We start from the raw sequence: 16864 nt of genomic DNA, 5'->3' as shown, positions 1-16864 counted from the left end.
ATCTATGGCATGCCGCCCTGAATCCTGGCTGCAGCGCGCAGATTCATGATGCGGCCCTTGTTCCTTTGCTCATGCACGCTCACACAACCAGGGCGCGCTCGACCTCAAGGATTCGTAGCCGGGTGCGAACTACGGCATTGGGGCTCAGTCTGATCGAGTCGATGCCCTGCTCCACCAGGAACGCCGCAAACTCCGGGTAGTCGGACGGCGCTTGCCCGCAGATGCCGATCTTGCGTCCGGCGCGATGTGCCGTCTGGATCAGCTCGGCCCTTGCGCCAATGCCGCCGGAGACGATGGAGATCGGTGAGAAGATAGACATCATCTTTCTCGATCCTGGACGCTGGTCTGAGCTGGGCGAGCTGCCCGCTCCCATCCGTCTGATCGACGATCTTCCCCGTCACTGCCGATGAGCAGCAGCGGGCAGGGCGTGAGGTTCAGCACCGAGCGCAGCACATGGGCATGCCCGGCCTCGAAATGGCTGCGGCGCACGAGCACAACCGCATCGACATGGCGCTCGGCGGCAAACTGCGCGATCTCCTCACCAATCTCGCCCTCCGCCAGAAATACCTGGATGGGCACGTCCGCCGGACAGTTGTCACAGATCGCACAAAGCCGTGCGCGCATCTCATCTGCCCAGGCGGGCCACTCATGCTGCGGCTGATCGATATACGCTGGCACGCCCAGGCTGCCCGGCTCATCTGGGGGCGCGGCATCGGCGCTGGCAACATACAGCAGATCGATGCTTGCGCCAAGCTGTTGCGCCAATCCCGTCGCAGGCAGCAGCAGCGATGTGGTCGTCGGCGTGCCGTCGAGCGGCAGCAGCAGACGGTGGATCATCCCGCCATTCATGAGGAAGTAGGTAGCCGCCTCCGGGCGTACCAGCACGATTGGACGGGTCGTGGCAGCGACGACGGCCTCCGCCACTCGTCCCAGGCTGCGCCCCGGCTCAATCACCCGCCCGTGCGTTGTCAGGATCACGAGCACAACCTTGGGATCGGCGATGGCGAGCAAAATCTGCGTGACCGGATCGCCGACCTCCAGCCGCAGCTTGATTTCGCCCCAGCGCGTGATCGTGGGCTGCGTGGCCCGCGCAGCGGCAGCGGCCTGCGCCGCGGGAACCACGTGCAAGATCTCAAGCGTGGCCCGAAGCTGCGCCGCCAGAGCGAGGGCTATCGGCAGGGCCGTCGCTGCGGCGGGCGAGCCATCCAGGGCGACAAGGAGCGTCGCACCGGCTTCGCAAAAAGCGTCTGTCATCTGCCCCTCCTGCCGATGGAACGCCTCGGCATCGCATCTTCCCGTCTGCATCGTTCGAGCGGCACCGGCTGGCCCACTGCGGCGGCTGCGTGGAGCAGCGCGGCTCGTGAGATTCTGTGCGGTAGGTGTGGTGCGAGAGCTGCGCTGCGAGGGCGCGATCAAGCGGGATCGCCCACGTCCCGCTCTGCCCATTGCAGGAGGGCCAGGGCTGGTGCTCGGTGCCGTATGCCCGATTAAGCGCAGTGTAGCTGTCAGCGCGCGCGCGTGGCGTTATGATCCGGGCACGATGTGTATTAAGCTCGCTACTGTCGCCGCATCTGCGTCGTGTGGTGAGTTCTCTACTCGTCGTGGCGGCCTCTTCTGATACACGCGCAGTATTTTGATCTAGTATCCGTGGTACGGAGCAAATAACAAGCATGAGCGCCAGCGTACACCGTCGGGGGCCATGCCTCACGAGATCGTGAGCCGATGCTTCGGCTCAACCATACGGTGGTGTTCCCCCACCTCCGCTCTCAATCTGTAGCTCAACCTCTGTTGTCGTAGATCGCGATCCACGATCGAATAGCGACTGCACAACATGGCTTCGTGCTATGTGCTACTTCGGTGCAATCTCCTCTCTGCATGGCACAAACAAGGGAGGTGATCATGTTCTCTTGTGCAATACCTAATGATCATTGTTTTGGCGGCATGTGAGTACTGCTTGCCGCGCTATCTCATCTTGCTGCTGCCAGACAGTCCTGTCGGAGTTCTAGCGCTAGTAAGGGGGAACGATGATGAATACGCATAGATCCTTCCGCTGGGGCAGAGCTATCGTTGCAACGCTCTTCATGTTATCGGTTAGCTTGCCCCTGATCGCCTTCGCGGGTCCATCTGTGGCCTCAGAGGCGAAGATCGAACCGAGCGTCTACACCCAGCTTGCGGCCAACCAGGAGTCCACCGTCTGGATTATCCTGCATGGTAAGGCGAACCTGGAGCCAGCCTTTGCGATCAAGAACTGGGAGGCGCGCGGTCAGTTTGTTTACAATCGGCTCCAGGCAATGGCGAATGCAAGCCAGGCGGGTGTCCGTGGGCTGCTCCAAAGCCGTGGTGCTAAGCACCGACCGTTCTTCATCGTCAATGCCATCGAGGCGACTGCCGATGCAGCGACGATCAAGGAGGTGTCCAGGCTGCCTGAGGTCGAAAAGATCGTGGCTGATCGCCCGTACCAGATACCAGAGCCGACACCCGGCAGACAGTATCCGGCGGTCAACGGCGTCGAGTGGAATATCGATCGCATCCGCGCCCCTGAGGTCTGGTCGACCTTCGGCGTGCGCGGCGAGAGCATCGTTGTCGCCAGCATCGATACGGGCGTGCAGTTCGACCACCCGGCGCTGGTGAACCAGTATCGTGGTCGGCAGCCTGACGGCAGCTTCGACCATAACTACAACTGGTTTGACCCGTCCAACATCTGCGGCGTCCCGTCGACGGTTCCCTGCGATAACGAAAGCCATGGGACGCATACGATGGGCACGATGGTCGGCGATGACGGCACGAACCAGATCGGCGTGGCACCCGGCGCGACCTGGATTACGGCCAAAGGCTGCGAGACGAATGGCTGCTCGCTCGGTGCGCTGATGGCCTCGATGCAGTGGATGCTCGCGCCTACCGACCTGAACGGCAATAATCCACGGCCCGATCTGCGGCCCAACATCGTGAATAACTCGTGGGGAGATGGCCCAGGAGACTCGACCTTCCGCGATGTCGTGCAGGCGTGGGTTGCCGCCGGTATCTTCCCGGCCTTTTCGATCGGCAATGCCGGACCAGGCTGCCGCACAGCGGGCTCTCCCGGCGATTATCCTGAGAGCTACGCGGCAGGTGCCTTCGATATTGGCAACAACATCGCCTGGTTCTCCAGCCGTGGGCCTTCGGCCTTTGGCGGCGTGAAGCCGAATGTTGCTGCACCCGGCGTTGATGTGCGCAGCTCCGTACCGGGCAATGGCTATGGGTCGAACAGCGGCACGTCGATGGCCTCACCGCACGTCGCCGCCGCCGTGGCGCTGATGTGGTCGGCGGCTCCGTCGCTGATCGGCGATGTGGCGGCCACACGCGAGCTACTGGATCAAACGGCGATCGATGTGCAGGATACGAGCTGTGACGGCTCCTATCCTGGGCCTGCCGACGCGGGCAACGCCAACAACGTCTGGGGCGAGGGTCGCCTCGACGCCTTCGCCGCCGTCGATCTGTCACCGCGTGGCCCGATGGGTATGCTTCAGGGCACCGTCGTCGATGCCAGCACCCAGGCGCCGATCGTCGGCGCGAGCGTCCAGATGAGCGGCCCTGCCAGCCGCCACACGACCACCGACGCCAACGGCTTCTACAGCATGCGGCTGCCGGTCGGAGTCTATGATGTCAGCATCGCTGCCTTCGGGTACCTGCCGCAGACCGTGAGCGGCGTGAGTATCAGCCAGGATGCAACGACGACCCAGAACTTCGCGCTGACTTCCGCTCCGAGGTATACGGTGTCCGGCTACGTGCGAGACTTCCATAATGCTCCGGTTGCCAATACGACGCTGACGATACTCGGAGTGCCGATCCCGCCGGCGACCACCGACGCCGACGGCTTCTACAGCTTTGCCAATGTTCCCGCAGGGACCTATGATGTTCAGGCTGTTGGTCAGGGCTGTAACGACTCGCTCACGCAATCGCTGGTGGTGAGTGGCGACGTGACGCTCGACTTTGCGCTGCGGCAGCGCGTGGACGCCTTTGGCTACTCGTGCGAGGCAGTTCCGTTCAGCTTCATCGACGCCAACACGGTCGTGCCGCTCTACGGCGACGACAGCGCGACCACGGTCGCGCTTCCGTTCCCATTCATCTTCTACGGACAGATCTACAACTACGCCTATGTCAGCACCAACGGCTTCCTGAACTTCCAGAGGCTCGACTCGAATCTCGGCAACGTGTCGATCCCCAACCCGTATTCTCCCAACGCCGCGATCTACCCGTTCTGGGATGATCTGTACGTGGATGAGGCGTCCAGCGTGCGGTCTGAGCTGCTGGGCACCGCGCCGAATCGCCGCTTCGTGATCGAATGGCGCGACGTTGCCTTCTGCTGCGTGAGCCAGGAGCGGGTGCGCTTCGAGGTCGTGCTCTATGAGAATGGTCGCATCCTGATGCAGTACACCTCGATCGACGCCGAACAGCGCGAGCAGGGCAACTCCGCGACCATGGGCATCGAGGACGAGAACGGGTGGGTCGGCCTCCAGTACTCCTTCGATCAGCCCACGCTGCGCGAGGACACGGCGGTGCTGTACCGCTTGCCGCCGTCCGGCTTCGTGCGCGGCTACGTCACCGACAACAACGACCACCAGCCGATGCCATCGGCGTTCGTGCAGGCGATCAAGGACGGAAGCCAGGTCCAGGCAACATGGGCCGACGATCAGGGCTTCTACCAGTTGCAGCTTCCGGTCGGAACCTACACCGTGGAGGCGTCCCAGTACAACTACACCGCCGAGTCGGCGCAGCTCACGGTTGCCGAGGATCGGTTTGTGCAGCAAGACTTTGCCCTGCGTACCGCTCGCGTGGAGGTCAGCCGGTCTGAGCTTGAGTTCATCATGCCGCCAAATCAGACCCGCACGATAGCGCTGACGCTGCGGAATACGGGAACCGAGTCTACGCCGTGGTGGCTCTACGAAGACTACGATGTACCATGGCTCTCGGAGGAGCCGATGAACGGCGATCTGGCGGCGGGAGCGACGCAGATCGTCCACGTCACGGCTAATTCGAGCGGCATGCAGCCCGGATGGTCCAACTACGCCTACCTCTATGTGGGTAGCAACAGCGGACGGATGAACTGGATCACGATCCCCGTGCGGCTGATTGTGCCGCGCTACCGCGTGGCGGTGAATACCGGCGGCAATGCCTACACCGATCAAGCTACCGATCCCTGGGCAGCCGATCAGGCATACACGGCTGGCAGCTACGGCTACTTCAACCGGTCGAGCACCGTCAACACACGTTCGAGCATCGCGGGAACCGACGATGACGCGCTCTACCAGGATGCGCGCCGTGGTCAGGTTGAGTATCGCTTCGACGGGCTGCCGCAAGGCACGTATCAGGTCGAGCTACGCTTCGCCGAGATCCAGGGCTTGCGTCCCGGTCAGCGGGTCTTTGATGTTGCCATGGAGGACAAGGCGGTGCTGACGGGCTTTGACATCAGGAGCAAGGTGCCGGGCCTGACGGCTGACGACCGCAGCTTCTTCGTGACCGTCACCGATGGACAGCTCAACATCCGCTTCCTGACGCGGCGTGGCTTTGGCGAGCCGATCATCAACGCGATCCGCGTGACCGATCGACCGGATCGCTAAGCCCGGCGCTGCCGTGGAGTGGCTCCGAGATCCAGGTGCCGCTCCATGCTGGGCAAGATCAGGTGCGTCCCGGCAGCCCATCGAGCCGATCGACGGGCGTATACTCAGACGAGGAGATCATGCGATCTCCTCGTCTCGTGTTCGTCCCGGTGCCGGTTTATCCGCCGCCCAGCGCGAGCGCCTCGCCCTGCTCGCCGTCGGTAACGGTGCTGATCGCTCGCTGAGCCGTCGGCCCCTTGCTCAACCCGGCGCAGACTTGCCGGAGCATACTCAGGCTGTCGCGGCTCACCCGCGCGTCCTGAATGCGGCCCCCGGTGATATAGAAGATGCTGATTCCGGTGGCACTGATCCGTCGGCCTGTCGGCGCGAAGCCCATGAACGAGCCCAGATGCGTGCCCTCGGCACACCAGCGCGTCAGCACTCGATCGGGCATCGCGATCATCTCTTCGATCGTGACGCGCCAGTCGGGGAACGCGGCGCGTAAGATGCGGACATTCGCGCGAATATAGGCGGTGTCGCGGGATAGCCTTGTGGCGATGGAGCGCCCGGATCGTGGTGCGAGCAGATTATCCAGGATCGTCTCATCACCCTGATTCCAAACGGCGTCAAAGAACGTGCGCACAAGCGCTTGATTAGCGGTGGCTGACATGACCGAGCCTCCTGGCGGTAGATCGCAGGGAATATGTTGACATGAACATGCAGATCACGGGACAGCGCCGACCGGATCTGCTTCCGACACAGTATTATTCTCGCACGTGATCAGCGGCAACCGAGCCATCAGGCTCGAGCACATAGATCATCGATCGGCGGATCACGGGCGTCTGCTCAAGGTCATCCGCCAGCTCGGTGACGCCTGGGCATACATGGCAAATGTCCGGCCCGACGAAGCGATACGGATCGCCGTAGAGCGGGCCACCAGAGTGCCAGTGCTCACCCCCGCAGCAGGGGCAGCTTAGTACCGCCCAGATCCAGCCGAGGTTGCCGCATTTGAGCACGGCGCGTGCAACAAGACGCTGGCTCGTTGATGTTGTGTGCATATCATCGCCATATCATCGCTCCAGCCCGGCTCCGGCATTGGCCTCAGCCTGGAACCGGCTCTGGCGGATCGCCATGATCCGCCGCTATATCCAATGGTCTCGGTCCACGGGCTGAGAGCTGCGTTGGATATGTATTAATTAGTGTCTACCGCCGGTGCAGGTACCAGCATGGGTGCCCGTCGGGCGTGATGCTAAAAGCGTAGGCAGCGTTGAGGGGCAGCGGATATACCGTGGGAGTATCGGCTATCGACAACTGCTGAATCTGATTGTCTCTATAGTGTAGCAACCAGGGGTCAGATGCTGATAGGGGCAAAAAGCGTAATCTGTGTCAGACAAACACGAAGAGTTCGGAGGCTGTGTCAGGAAAATTCTGACAGTGCGACGGATACCACAAGCGCGGCGTCACTCAGGCTGGAGCCAGCCGTGCTGCAAGGCATAGCGCACCAGCGCAACGCGGCTATCCAGGCCCAATTTTTCCATCGCCCGCGTTTTGTAGGTATCAACGGTCTTGATGCTCAGATTGAGCTGTGTCGCGATCTCTTTGATGGTATAGCCCTGCGCAATCAGCCGGGCAACATCTTCTTCGCGCTCGCTCAAGGCCATACGCTGCGCCTCGCGCTTGCGGCTGGTGCCCTGGACAAAGCTCCTCATCACCGTGCTGGCGAGCGACGAGTCCAGGTAGACGCCACCGGCGGCGACCACGCGAATCGCCTGGATCAGATCGTCGGCCACGGCGCGCTTCAGCACGTAGCCAGTCGCGCCCGCCGCCAACATCTCGCGCAGGTAGCTCTTCTCCTCGTGGGCGCTCAGCACCAGGATTTTGATGTCGGGGCAGCACAGCTTGATCTGGCGCGTGGCGCGCACGCCGTTGAGCATCGGCATCGAGATGTCCATCACCACCACATCCGGCAGGTAGGTCTGGACCTGCTGGATGGCCGATAGGCCATCGCCCGCCTCGCCGATGACTTCCATATCGGCTTGGACATTGATCAAGGTCTTCAATCCCTGGCGGACGATACCATGATCCTCGGCAAGGAAAATACGCAGCTTAGTCATCGGTCGTCACCTCCGGCTTACTGGAGATCGGAATCCGCACGAAGATCGCGGTGCCGCGCCCAGGAAACGACTCGATCGTCAGCCTGCCGCCAAGGGCGGCCACGCGCTCCTGCATCCCGATCAGGCCAAGCCCGCGCTCGGTATCGGGCATATGCAGCAGCGTCTCGGCCTCGAAGCCCCGCCCGTCGTCTTCGACGATAAGCTGCGCGTGCTGGCTCCGCCGCTCCAGGATCACACTCACGTGTCGGGCCTGGGCATGGCGCGCGACGTTGGTCAGCGCTTCCTGCACCACGCGGTAGATCGCCGTCTCTAGCGGCGCAGGTAGCCGCTGTGTGTCGAGGCCGATCGACTGAACCTCGGCGGCGATGGCGTAGCGATTGGACCACTCCTCGACGAGGTTTTCGAGCGCGGCGCGCAGCCCAAGATCGTCGAGGGCAGCCGGGCGAAGCTGCCGGGCGAGCGCGTGCAGATCGCGGCCAAGCCTGGTTGTCAACTCCTGCAACTGTTTGATGTGCTGCTCACCGGCGGTATCCGCCGGGGCAAGCTCCTGGAGCGAGCTAAGGCCCAGTTGGAGCGCCGTCAGGTAGGGTCCCAACTCATCGTGCAGCTCGTACGAGAGGCGGCGGCGCTCGTCCTCCTGCGCCGCTACCATCCGCTCAAGCAGCGTATGGCGCACCCGCTCCATATGTTTGCGGTCGGTAATGTCGATGCACGAGCCGATATAGCCTTCAAACGCGCCGTCGGGCGCGAGACGCGGAATGCCGCAGTTCAGCATCCAGCGATACTCGCCGTCGGCGCGTCGCAGCCGGTGCTCGATCCGCAACGCCTCGCGCGCGTCGAAGGCCGCGTTGTAGAGCACCACAGACCGCGCGCGATCGTCGGGGTGGATGCCTTCCAGCCAGCCGGTGCCTAGCTCCTGCTCAAGGCGGCGATCGGTAAACGACAGCCAGATCTTGTTGACGTATGTGTACTGCTTATCGGGGCCGCTCATCCAGATCAGCACGGGCGCGCTGTCGGCCAGGGTGCGGAAGCGGGCCTCGCTTTCGCGCAACTGCTCTTCGACGCGCTTGCGCTCGGTGATGTCGTAGTTGGACTCGATCACGTGCTCGCTGCCGTCGTCCTCACGCACCAGCACCTGGCGGCTGGAGACGACGATCGTGCGACCGTCGCGTGTGGTATGCTGAAGCTCGCCTTCCCAGCGCCCGCTCTCATTCAGCGCGCGCTGTATCGCCGTCATGCTCTCGCTGCCGGCCATGCGCAGCAGCTCGTAGCAGAACTCGCCGATCGCCTCGTCCTTCGAGAAGCCGTACAGCGTCTCGGCGCTGCGGTTCCAGTAGATGATCCGTCCCGTAACCTCGCGAACCAGGATCGCGTCGAAGGTCGCTTCCAGAAGCTGCGCCTGCCGCCGGATCGTAAACTCGGCCTGCTTGATCGCCGTGATATTGGTCGCAGCACAGGCGATCCCGACGACCGCGACCGCCGCGTCGCGCAGCGGCTCCGCGCGCAGGTTGAACCACATCGGCGTGGCTGGCGTGAAGAGCTGCACCTCCGTCTCGACGCCCACTCCGGTTTCGATCACGCCGCGTTTGATCGCCGTCAGGCGTGCGGCATCGTCGGGCTGGAAGAGTTCGGCATCGCTCCTGCCGACGATCTCTTCCGGCTGCGCGGGAGGATACGGATTGTAGATCCAGGTGTAGCGCAGATTCCGATCCTGATGAAACACCGTGACGGGCGAGCTAGCCAGCGCGATACGAAAGCGCTCCTCGCTGAGCTGGAGCGCCTGCCGTGCCGCCTCGGCCTCGCGCCTTGCCGCCTGCTCACGCAGCAGCAGCGCATCTTTGATCTGATTCGCCTGTACAAGCTCCGTGGTCCGCTCGGCAACTCGCTGCTCAAGCTCCGCGTTCAGATGCCGGATCTGCTCCTCGGCCTGCTTGCGCGCCGTCATATCGTGCATCAGCCAGCGCAGCTCGATGACGGTACCGGCTTGATCGCGCACGGGAGCCACGCGCACGCTCACTTCGATAGACGTATCGCGACGTCGCTGCAACTGACCCTCCCACTCCTGAACGTTCGGCGATGTGTGGAGCCGCTTGAGGAGCGCCCAAAAATGCTGCCGCTCGTGCTTTACGACGAACAGAGCAAGCGGCTTGCCCACCAGGAATGCCTTTGGATGGTGCAGCAGGTCGCTGGCGGCCCGGTTGGTTTCCACAATGACGCCGCGCGCGCTGGTGATCAGGTAGCCGTTGGGCGCAGACTCGAACAGGTCAGCGAATCGTCGGCGCTCGAGCTCCAGCTCCTCCTGGGTGGCAAGGAGCACCGCGCTCTGCTCGTGTAGCTGCTCTTCGGCCACCAGCAGCTCTTCCAGCGCCGTGTGCAGCTCGTCGAGCATCTGCTGGAGCAGCTCCGGCGTCGCCTCGGTCATGCGCTGTTGGAGATCGGTGATCCGTTGTTGCAGCGCCTCAATTTCCTGAGCTAGGGCATCTTTACGCACGGCGATACCTCTTGCGGGCGGATGTACTCATCGGCTGATCCACACCGCCGCTCATGTCCTTTTGCCCGGTGGTTAGGCTGTACCGGTATCGCAGCGCCAGATTGACGCATTGTAGTGTACGTGGTATCCGTCGCAGGTAGAGATGTGCTTCCGTGAGGTCACGATTTCTTGCTGGTCGTAGGAGGATGCTGACCTGCGATCGTCCACCATCGCGAGCGCTTGAGGTGGGTGACATAGCTCTGCTCTCGACGCAACGGCAGCGGATTCTCAATGGATTCTAGCACAAGTTGATCCATCGGTTGCGTGCTATGCAGGCGCTCAAAGAGCATGTGCTGCCGTGAAAAGGGTGGAGCGTCGGCAGTAGCAGGCGGCGATCGAGCAGGAGGCGATAACGCACGTGCAGGACTGGCGATTGAGCGCCAGTCCTGCACATCGATCCGCATGGCTGCTGAGAACGCTATCGGCACGGGCGGCTGCCGCGCTAGGTCAGGCGCACGGTCTTATGTGCCGGTGCTGGCTGCTGGCCGAAGACCGCATCCAGATTGCCGAAGCGCAGCCTGGTCTGATCCTGCAACGGCGTCGGCATGTTCGGCGCGATCTTGATCGTGTTGACGTACGTGCCGTTGGTGCTGTTCAAGTCCACGATCGACCACGCTCCATTGCTGTGACGCAGCGCCGCGTGCCTGCGACTGACACCCTGCGCCGTGCCGCCGAGCGGTGCCAGATCGATGTCGGGAAACACGCCCGTGTCGGCGCAGCCGACCAGCATCTCGGATGCGCTGGCAGGCAGCACAAAGCGCTCGCCGCCGCTGAAGATCAGGGCATACTCAGCGGTGGCGCTGGGGCTGCTCGACGATTGATACTCATGCATGAGCTGCTGAAGCTCGACCTGCGCGCGCTGAAGCATGCCGGTGATCCTGTCGCGCTCCAGCTCCAAGGTCTGAATATCCTGCTGCTTGCGCGCGATAGCGCCGATCTTGGCGAGATGCTCTTGCTTGATCTGGAATTCCTGACGCACCTGTTGCAGCCGCAGCTCCTTGAGGTAGAGATCGCCGCGCGCCTCGGCCAGGCTGCGCTCGGTGATTGCGCGAACCGACTCTGCCGCGCTTCGTAAGTTGCGCTCTTGCGCGGCGATATAGTCGCGAACGCTTTTGATCTGGGTTTCCAGGTTGCCGATCTCGCGCTTGAGATCGTTGCTCTCCTGCTCCAGCGTTCCTTTATCTAACATAGCTCCTCCATCGTACCAGGCGCACTGCTACGCCTACAAAGACGCTCACAGCCGATCGAGTGTTGCAGCCTGCGCCTGATTGTCCGTGTTATAGTCGGACGTGCTAAGATACGCTTGAGACGAGGCTTGCGGTTGAAAGACGCCTGCACACGAGCAGAGCTGCGTCTGTTTCTACAGCGGGAGGACTTCCATGAGCAACTCCATGGACAGCGACCTGGCGCGGCTGTTTGCGACGTATGAGGCAGCGTTTAGTGCGCTTGATGTCGAGGCGGCCATCGGCGTATTTGCCGAGTGCTGCATGGCCGCCGCGCCTCATTTCGTCGGCTGCACCACGAGCGAGGATGAGCTGCGGGCTGCCGTGACCCAGATCTACGAGTTCTATCGGCGTGTCGAGCTGGAGTCGGTCAGGATTCTGGCGCTGAGTGAGACGGCGCTGGACGATCATTATGCGTTGGTCAAGGTGAAATGGGCTGCGTTCTTCCGCAAGACCGGCGACGAGCCGATCGCGTTCGAGGTGACATACGTTGTCTCCAGGGATGCCGAGCAGCCGAAAGTGATCTTGTTTATCGCCCATCAGGATGAGCAGACGATCATGCGCGACAAAGGCTTGCTACCGGCCTAGTGTTACGGGCAGCGTGTCGGCAACATCCCTGCCCGCTGCGCCTGAGCTACCGTCGGCGGCATCGTCTGCGCAATGCCACTTCGCCCGTGCGCTGATCTATGCTATGATCGTCTGCGTCGATCCCCCGATCCCATCCAACCATCAGCATGTGGAGATAGGCATGACCCGACCAACCTTTACCGACCCCCTGACCCGGACGATCGTGAGCTTCCTCCAGGCGATCGGCCTCGACGTCCGAGCGGGGCAGATCCCGGCGGAGACGTTCTTACCCGGCATCTGGATCGACCACGGCGCGCTGCTGATCGACGAGGCGCGGCTGCGCTATCCCGGCGACCTGCTGCATGAGGCCGGGCATCTGGCAGTGGCGGCTCCCGCGCGCCGCACGACGATCAGCGGCGATGTAGGGCCGGATGCCGCCGAGGAGATGATGGCGATTGCGTGGTCGTATGCGGCGGCGCTGCATCTCAGGATCGACCCGGCGGTCGTCTTTCACGAGGCCGGATATCAGGGCGGCGCGCGCTCGATCGTCGAGAATTTTCAGCAGGGCCATACCTTCGGCGTGCCGATGCTGCAATGGGCGGGTATGACCTATGACGCCACGCAGGCGGCGTCGCGCGGCGTCGCGCCCTATCCACATATGATCTGCTGGCTGCGCCCGGACGGAGAACATAGGGAATAACCTCGAAACTTTGAACTTGGCTGGCATAGAGCTTGCTAACACTACGGCGCTAACCACGCCATGTGGGCCTCCTGAGAGCGGTCGGAAACAAGGGGAGCGTATTCCGACCGCTTTACCTTGGGCGGACAGGCTGTGAACTGCGTGAGGGAGAGGCATGGACGAACAGACGATGTGCCGTCACTCAATCGCCGGGGATACGCCGGAAGCGCGCAGCGCATCGCTTTGGCTGCGGCTCGTCGCGCTGGCACAGGCGCTCTACTACATCATCACCGGCATCTGGCCGCTGGTGAGCATCGATACCTTCCAGAAAGTGACCGGCCCGAAAGTCGATCGCTGGCTGGTCAAAATTGTTGGAGCGCTGATCACCGTGGTCGGGGGAGTGCTGATGGTGGCCGGTCTGCGTCGCCGTCCTGGGCCGGAGGCCACGTTGCTGGCTATCGGGAGCGCTGGCGTGCTGGCGGCGGGCGACGTGGTGTACGTGGCAAAGCGCAGGATCTCGCCGATCTATCTGCTGGATGCGCTGGGTGAGCTGCTCTTGATCGCAGGCTGGATCGCCGCGCTGAGTCGTCGTACGTCGGTCGGGTGATCGCTGGCGGCGCAGCAGCACAGGCCGTGACCGCGATTCCGCACCCCGCTCGAACATACAGCACCCGCCAGGAGGTCATCCCGGCGGGTGCTGTTCTGTTGCTCATAGAGCGGTCGCGCTGGCCCGGATCTATCTTCGCCTGATCGCGGTTCGGCGCGACCGTTCGGTCATGCCCCAGACGCTCAGGCCGAGCAGCACGATCAGCGCTGCGAGCAGCCCGCCCTGGAACAGCGCGGCGTTTCCGCTGCTATCGCCCGTATCGGGCAGCGTTGCCGGTCCAGTCGGTGTCGGCGTCGGCGTGCTGGGAACAGCCGTGGCTGCGAGGGGGCTGCGGAATGCAAGGTGCTGCACCACAGTGGCGCCCACGGCCAGATCCACCGTGATCGGCCCCTGCTCCGCAACGCCCTGCGCGGCGGTCAGGACCAGCGCAACCTGATAGCTGCCTGCGGGTAGGCCCGCGCGCTCGTAGTTGCCGTTGCCATCGGTAGTGACGGTGATATCGCCCACTGCGACGCGGATGCCCGGCGCGGGAGCGTTGGTGGTCAGATCGATCACCGTGCCGATGATCCGCCCGGCAGGAGCCTCGGTTGGGCTGGGCAACGTGTCATCTGGAGGAACCGGCGTTGGCGTTGCCGTGCCGGTTGGCGTGATCGTCGGGGTTGCGGTCGGTTCCAGGGTTGGTCGCGGCGGCTCCTGGGCCAGTGCCGGTCGGGCGATGGCGATCTGAAGCACCAGACCGATCATCAGCAGCAATCCTGTACGCAGAAGCAGGGCACGGGTGTAGTGTTGGATCATGCGTCGCTATTCCTCCGAAATACTCCATCCTCATGCAAACGCAGGGGGGCTTAGGCGATCTTAAGCGTCTATCCTAACACACGATGTTGATGGGCGCGCTGGCATGCAGCGCACCCATCGGGGAACTTCGCTAGCGAGCCGGACGCTGCTGTACGTCACCCGTGTCGCGTGTGCTTTGCGGATTCGATCCTGTCACCTGTAACCCATGTAGCTCGGCGCGGTTATTCGCCTCCGTCTCTTCGGGATTCGCACCCGTCGCGACGCCTGGATTCCAGCTATCGACGTAGAGGTACAGATCCGACGTTCCCGATGCGAACCAGCCCGGCCAGACCGAGTAGTCGGCAGCGTAGCTGCCCGGATCGGAGGTGAGCACGACGCTCTGGCCGGGTGCTAGCGCGGGTACGCGCCAGGCGATCCCGAAGCACGGATACATGCCGCAGACATCGTTCCAGCGAATGTTGGCGCTGGTTGGCGGCGACGAAGGATTGATGAACAGGTCCGCCCATGCCGGCGCCGACCGCGTCGTGCCAAGGTTCGTGATCGTCGCGATGATCCTGACTGGCTCTCCGGCGGCGAACGTGGATTTGCTCGGCTCAAGACGGATCGACGCAACTAGCTCAGGCCAGGCTGCGGCGATCGGAATGTACTGTTTGTAGCTCGTCGGCGTGGTCGTCGGCGTGATCGTCGGCGTGCTGGTCGCCGTGGGCGTATTGGTCGCCGTGGGCGTGATCGTCGGCGTGTTAGTCGGCGTCGGCGTATTGGTCGGCGTCGGTGTACTGGTCGCCGTGGGCGTATTGGTCGCCGTGGGCGTATTGGTTGGCGTGTTAGTCGGTGTATTGGTCGGTGTGTTGGTTGGCGTATTGGTTGGCGTGATCGTCGGCGTGTTAGTCGGCGTATTGGTTGGCGTGATCGTCGGCGTATTGGTTGGCGTATTGGTCGGCGTATTGGTCGGCGTGTTAGTTGGCGTGATCGTCGGCGTGTTGGTCGGCGTGTTAGTCGGCGTGTTGGTTGGTGTATTGGTTGGTGTATTGGTCGGTGTGTTAGTCGGTGTGTTAGTTGGCGTGTTGGTTGGCGTGTTGGTCGGTGTATTGGTCGGCGTGTTGGTCGGTGTATTGGTCGGTGTATTGGTCGGTGTATTGGTCGGTGTGTTGGTCGGTGTGGTGGTCGGTGTCGCCGTATTCGTTGGAGTAGCCGTATTGGTCGGCGTCGGCGTATTGGTGGCCGTCGGGGTGGGCGTGCTGGTGGGCAACGGGATGACGTTGATCGTCACCTTCGCCACATCGGTCGCTTGGCCGTCGGAGCCGGTGTAGTAGAGCGTATCGGTGCCGACGTAGCCAGCGGGCGACGTATAGACCAGCCGATCGTCGGTCAGATTGGCGGGTGTGCCGTTATCGTTGCGAGTGACCGTGCCGCCCCGGAACGAGGTGAAGCTGAAGAAGTTAAGCCTGACCAGATCCTCGTTTGGATCGAGATCGTTCGGCAGCACATTGATCGTCGTGGGCGTGCCAGAAAACGCCGTCGCGGTGTCGTCTTGGGCGACGGGCGGGTCCTTGTCACTGGGCGGGACGACCGTGCCGCGAGGAATAATCCCGATCGTTCCTCCTACCAGAATCGACCCAGCGGAGCCGGGATTATCCGCCGCGACATTCTGCTCCGGTGTCAGCGCCGAATTGCCCTCTAGCTGGAAGGTTCCCGTCTGATGGAGCAGCCGGATCGCCCGGTTGGTAGCGGGAGTCGCCGTTGTCGCCGTGTTGTTGGTGAGCGCCAGCCGTAGCTGCGCGCTTGCATTGTTGGTGCGGAACAGGAAGCCGGCCTCGTTGGCACTGGGGAACGCTACCGTGTTGAGGAAGCTGTTGTTGCGCACCGTCGCATCGATGTCAATGCTATCGTCGGCGAAGAGATACAAGCCCGACGCCGCGCTGGTGTTGATCTGGTTTTCTGCGACAAGGAGGCTCATGGTCCCGTTCAGATTGGTGTTATTGCTGATACCTGGGATGATCGCGATGCCCCGGTCGAAGTCGTTGCCGCCGATATTCGTCAGCGTGTTGCGCACGATGCGGGCGACGATGCGCGGCGTGCTGGGTGTCGCGACGACACCGCCCAGGCTGACCACCATGCCGCTGCCGCTGCTGACGTTGCTGATCGTGTTCTCGGCGATCGTCACATCCAGCAGCGCCGTCGTCGAGCCGTTCAGCGTCTCGGCGATGATCGCCTGATCCTGGGTGGTGATCGTGTTGATCGTGTTGCGCGCGATCATCGCCTGGAACTGCGCTGTGTCGTCAGCGGCGACGACCACCGCGCGGCTCTCCAACTGCGTCAGGCTGTTGTCGGCGATCGTCGCGCTGGCGCTGGCACTGCCGCGCATCTCCACCGAGATTCCCTGATCGGTGGTGTTGGCATGGGTGCCGCTGTCGGTGATGGTGTTGCCGACGATCGTGATCGTCGGCTGCGCGGTGCCCTCCCCGATCAGCAGGATCGCATCGTTGGCGATGTTGCGGAACGTGTTGTTGTAGAGCACCACGTGCCGCACGCCACTACTCATCGTCAACTCCAAGGCGTTATGTGCCAGATTATCCGAGCCGATCGGATCGAAGGTGCTGTTGACGAGCAGCAGGTTCGTGACGCTGGTGAGCCGAATAGCATCGTCGTTGCTGGTCGAGAAGCGCAGCCCGTCGACGATCAGGCTGCCGTTGAAGCCTCCGCTCTGCATCAGCTTGAGGCCTGTGCCGCTCAGCGTCACGGTGCCGGGACCATCGACGGCCACGAGCTGGAG

General features: G+C 62.8%; 13 protein-coding genes. 4 read left to right on the top strand and 9 right to left on the bottom strand.

Features of this window, described 5'->3' with window-relative positions; genetic code table 11:
- Nucleotides 1-79 precede the first annotated feature (79 nt).
- Nucleotides 80-322 (bottom strand): putative PEP-binding protein, encoded by a 243-nt coding sequence (locus VFZ66_23515; GenBank protein ID HEX6292177.1) that lies wholly within the window; start codon nt 320-322, stop codon nt 80-82.
- Entirely contained in the window at nt 319-1254 is a 936-nt protein-coding gene (locus VFZ66_23510; protein HEX6292176.1) for a universal stress protein, read from the bottom strand. The genes VFZ66_23515 and VFZ66_23510 overlap by 4 nt, the downstream gene beginning before the upstream one ends.
- An 827-nt stretch (nt 1255-2081) precedes the next feature.
- Here VFZ66_23510 and VFZ66_23505 point away from each other — a divergent pair.
- Nucleotides 2082-5597, top strand: coding sequence for a carboxypeptidase regulatory-like domain-containing protein (locus tag VFZ66_23505; GenBank protein HEX6292175.1), 3516 nt, complete (start codon nt 2082-2084; stop codon nt 5595-5597).
- A 157-nt stretch (nt 5598-5754) separates the two neighbouring features.
- Here VFZ66_23505 and VFZ66_23500 read toward each other — a convergent pair whose 3' ends face one another.
- The 5 genes from VFZ66_23500 to VFZ66_23480 all read right to left on the bottom strand — a co-directional run bounded on the left by VFZ66_23500 (nt 5755) and on the right by VFZ66_23480 (nt 11409).
- A complete protein-coding gene (locus VFZ66_23500; GenBank protein ID HEX6292174.1) occupies nt 5755-6246 on the bottom strand; it encodes an ester cyclase in 492 nt (163 codons plus the stop codon).
- A gap of 94 nt (nt 6247-6340) precedes the next feature.
- Entirely contained in the window at nt 6341-6634 is a 294-nt protein-coding gene (locus VFZ66_23495) for a hypothetical protein (GenBank protein HEX6292173.1), read from the bottom strand.
- 402 nt (nt 6635-7036) lie between these two features.
- The gene (locus VFZ66_23490; protein ID HEX6292172.1) at nt 7037-7690 is read right to left on the bottom strand and encodes a response regulator transcription factor; all 654 of its coding nucleotides are present in this window, start codon (nt 7688-7690) and stop codon (nt 7037-7039) included.
- The gene (locus VFZ66_23485) at nt 7683-10181 is read right to left on the bottom strand and encodes a PAS domain S-box protein (GenBank protein ID HEX6292171.1); all 2499 of its coding nucleotides are present in this window, start codon (nt 10179-10181) and stop codon (nt 7683-7685) included. Before VFZ66_23485 ends, VFZ66_23490 begins: the two co-directional genes overlap by 8 nt.
- 481 nt (nt 10182-10662) lie before the next feature.
- Nucleotides 10663-11409, bottom strand: a complete 747-nt coding sequence (locus tag VFZ66_23480) for an FHA domain-containing protein (protein HEX6292170.1) — start codon at nt 11407-11409, stop codon at nt 10663-10665.
- A gap of 190 nt (nt 11410-11599) precedes the next feature.
- Here VFZ66_23480 and VFZ66_23475 point away from each other — a divergent pair, with 190 nt between their 5' ends.
- From VFZ66_23475 to VFZ66_23465, 3 genes are all read left to right on the top strand, one after another.
- Entirely contained in the window at nt 11600-12031 is a 432-nt protein-coding gene (locus VFZ66_23475; protein ID HEX6292169.1) for a hypothetical protein, read from the top strand.
- A gap of 160 nt (nt 12032-12191) precedes the next feature.
- Nucleotides 12192-12710, top strand: a complete 519-nt coding sequence (locus VFZ66_23470) for a hypothetical protein (protein HEX6292168.1) — start codon at nt 12192-12194, stop codon at nt 12708-12710.
- 154 nt (nt 12711-12864) lie between these two features.
- Nucleotides 12865-13296 (top strand): hypothetical protein, encoded by a 432-nt coding sequence (locus tag VFZ66_23465; protein ID HEX6292167.1) that lies wholly within the window; start codon nt 12865-12867, stop codon nt 13294-13296.
- Between the two features lie 129 nt (nt 13297-13425).
- Here the strand turns inward: VFZ66_23465 and VFZ66_23460 are convergent, their stop codons facing one another.
- Both VFZ66_23460 and VFZ66_23455 read right to left on the bottom strand, forming a co-directional pair.
- The gene (locus VFZ66_23460; GenBank protein ID HEX6292166.1) at nt 13426-14091 is read right to left on the bottom strand and encodes a carboxypeptidase-like regulatory domain-containing protein; all 666 of its coding nucleotides are present in this window, start codon (nt 14089-14091) and stop codon (nt 13426-13428) included.
- A 130-nt stretch (nt 14092-14221) separates the two neighbouring features.
- A partial coding sequence (locus tag VFZ66_23455) for an Ig-like domain-containing protein (GenBank protein HEX6292165.1) occupies nt 14222-16864 on the bottom strand: 2643 nt, incomplete at its 5' end.

It is taken from the genome of Herpetosiphonaceae bacterium (assembly GCA_036374795.1).
Lineage (GTDB): Bacteria > Chloroflexota > Chloroflexia > Chloroflexales > Kallotenuaceae > LB3-1.
The sequence above is the reverse complement of the archived record's forward strand: the minus strand, read 5'-3'. Positions and strand labels throughout refer to the sequence as shown.